Below are 3031 nucleotides of genomic sequence, written 5' to 3' on the forward strand. Positions count from 1 at the left end.
GGAACTCAGGCGGGTGTGGTGCAGGCATCGGAACATCCTCCCCGGTGACCGGCGGTCACCTCAGGTCAGGTGTCCGGGCAACCGGGGGAAGCTCATTCCACGAACGGTTCCCAGCGGACGTGCCGGTCGATGGACGCCGGGTGCTGGTGAGGTTGCGGATACGTCGGATGCGGTGCCCTGTCGCCGAGTGCACGCGCCGCACGTTCCGGGAGCAAGTACCGGGCTTGGTCGAGCGATACCAGCGAAGCACCGTCCGGCTCGGCGAGCAGGTTCGCAGTGTCGTGCGCGAGTTGGCCGGCAGGGCCTCTGCCCGGTTGCTGCCAGCGATCGCGATCGCACTCGGGCGGGACACCGCTGTGCGGGTCTTGCTGGGCAATCCCGTTGCCGGATCATGCGGTACCGCGGGTGCTGGGGATCGATGATTTCGCCCTGCGCACGTGTCATGACTACGCCACCCGTGTTGATCGATGCCGACACAGGTGCCCGGATCGACGTGCTGCCTGGGCGCGGTGCTGAGGTGGTGGCCAGTTGGCTGCGGGCGCATCCAGGAGTTGAGGTCGTGTGCCGGGACGGTTCAGCAGCTTATGCGCAGGCCGTGCGGGATGCGCTGCCGCAAGCGATCCAGGTCGCGGACCGATGGCACCTCTGGCACGGTCTGTGCGACGCCGCGGGCAAGGAGGTCGCAGCCCACAGTGCGTGCTGGGCCTCGGCCACCCGACTGCGCCAAGGAAAGCTTGCCGAGACCACCCTTCAGCGGTGGCAGCAGATCCATGCCCTGCTCGAGGCCGGAGTTGGGCTGCTGGACTGCTCACGCCGCCTCGGCCTGGCGCTGAACACAGTCAAGCGATACGCCCGGGCGGCCACACCGGAGCGCATCCAGCGGGTCCCCAAGTACCGGGCCTGCATGGTCGACCCGTACCAGGACCACCTACGTGTCCGCCGCGAACAGGAGCCGGGTGTGGGGGCTACCGCGCTGTTGGGCGAAATCCGCGCTCTGGGATACAACGGCAGCCAGAACTTCCTCGTGCGGTACCTGAACCAGGGGCCGCACCTCGACGAGCGTCTGCACCTTTCGCCACGCCGGGCCGCCCGGCTGCTGCTGACGCGGCCCGAGAATCTCACTGAACGGCAACGCGAACGACTCGAAGCACTGACCGCAGCCTGCCCCGGAATGGCGGCGCTGGCCAGCATCGTACGTTCTTTCGCCGCCCTGCTCGTTCCCCGTAAGGACAGCCCGGCCCGATTGGCGGCATGGACCACTGCCGTACGCGAGGCGGAACTACCCCACGTGCATTCCTTCACTCGAGGCATCGACCAGGACATCGACGCCGTCACTGCTGCGATCACCCTCGATCACCACAATGGACGCACCGAAGGTGTGAACACCAAGACGAAGCTCCTCAAGCGGCAGATGCACGGGAGAGCCAGCTTCGCTCTCCTGCGCCACCGCATCGTCCTCAGGTAACACCACCACCGAAAGTGCGCCAGAGCCGTTCGTTTGACAGACCCACGCGAGGACCTCGCTTCTCCGCCTGGGCACGGATTTCGTTCTTTCTTGCGGCAAAGAACTTCATTGGTGCGATACCGGACACGCGCTGGCGAAGGCGGCAATTCGATTCAGAAGCGAGCGTTCGACCTCGGGCGCCGAACTTCGTCACGCCACTTCACCGCTCGACCTTGACCGTACATGGTGCGGCCTGTCAGCGTCGGCTAGATATCCGGCCGCGTGGCGGCGAACCCGCATTGTGTTCGGGACTATGCAGCCAGACGGCCGGTCCGCTCGGCGATGGTGATGAGGTATCCGGCGACGGCCACCGGGGTCGGCTGGGTCGCGATCTCCGTCGCGATCACCTCGGCGTGACGCCGGTAAGCCGGGTCATCGAGCAGGACGGCGCAGTGGTCGGCGACCGCGCGGGGCGTGAGCTCGTCCGGTAGCAGGCGGAGGCCTGCGCCCGCGCGGACCACTGCGTCGGCGTTGTCGAACTGGTCGTCGAAGACCGGCAGCAGCAGCTGGGGCAGTTCGGCACCCAACGCGGTTAGTGTGGTGCCCTGGCCACCGTGATGGACGACGACGTCGCAGGCGGTGAAAACCTGGGCAAGTGGCAGCCGGCCGACATGACCGACGGCAGGTGGTAACGGTGGCCACGCCGCCGCGACTCTGCCGTCCACCGCGACGACCACCTCCGCGTCCAGTGTGGACAATGCATCGATGATATCGGGAACCGTGCCGGTCACCTGGTTCCGCCCGGTGCGCGGTACCACCGTCCCCAAGGTGAAGCAGATCCGCCGCGTCGGGCGCAAGCGCAGGAGCCAGTCCGGCAACGGCGCCGCCCCGTTGTACTGTGGTACAGCGCGCAGAGAAGCATGCCGGCCGGCGTACCCCGGCCGGAGGCTCGGCGGCCAAGGGTTAACCACTTCGACGGGTGCCGGCAGCGCGTCGAGGCCGACGGCCTCGAGTCGACGACGGAGAACACGTGTGGCTTCCGCGCGGTACTCGGGCATCGGCGAAGCCCCCCAGTGCAACTCGACGAGGGGAGCGCCGGCGACGTACGCCGCGATCGGACCGGCGAACTCGGCGCGTTCGTGGACGACCAGGTCCGGTTGCCAATCCTCGACGACCGGCAGCATGCCCGGCAAGGCACGAACGGCCATCTGCCCGAACACCCGGCCGTGAGCGGCTCGCTGCCCGGGGCGGTCCCGGCCCGGGCGATCGTCGGCAGCGAGATCGGCGAACCGGGCTGCGGGACCTGTCGACGTGGCGGGCAGACCCGCGCCGACCGCGGTGGGCACGAACTCCTCCGTGCACGCCACCAGCACCTCGTGACCCAGCACCCGGCACGCCCACGCGAGGGGGACGAGCGGAAAGAAGTGCCCGGGCAGCGCGACTGTGGTGAACAGGATCCGCAACGGACTCTCCTGTTGGCGGTGAAATGGGGAGGCCGGGGCCCGTGTGTGCGGGTCCCGGCCTGTGGGGTGGGGTTTAGGTGTGGATGGCGTCTTCGTCGGTGGTGCTGGTGGTGGGGGTTTCTTC

The 3031-nt window shown here is 68.1% G+C and carries 1 protein-coding gene and 1 pseudogene; one reads left to right on the forward strand and one right to left on the reverse strand.

Going from position 1 to position 3031, the window contains the following annotated elements; translation table 11 throughout:
• Positions 1-95 precede the first annotated feature (95 nt).
• Positions 96-1465, forward strand: a pseudogene (locus AB0M59_RS53490) (ISL3 family transposase); the annotation flags it as partial.
• Between the two features lie 290 nt (positions 1466-1755).
• On the opposite strand, the gene AB0M59_RS53495 reads toward AB0M59_RS53490, so the two are convergent.
• Entirely contained in the window at positions 1756-2832 is a 1077-nt protein-coding gene (locus tag AB0M59_RS53495; RefSeq protein ID WP_364632129.1) for a nucleotide disphospho-sugar-binding domain-containing protein, read from the reverse strand.
• Positions 2833-3031: the final 199 nt, after the last annotated feature.

The organism is Amycolatopsis sp. NPDC051371 (assembly GCF_040682155.1).
In the GTDB taxonomy this organism is placed as follows: Bacteria; Actinomycetota; Actinomycetes; order Mycobacteriales; family Pseudonocardiaceae; genus Amycolatopsis.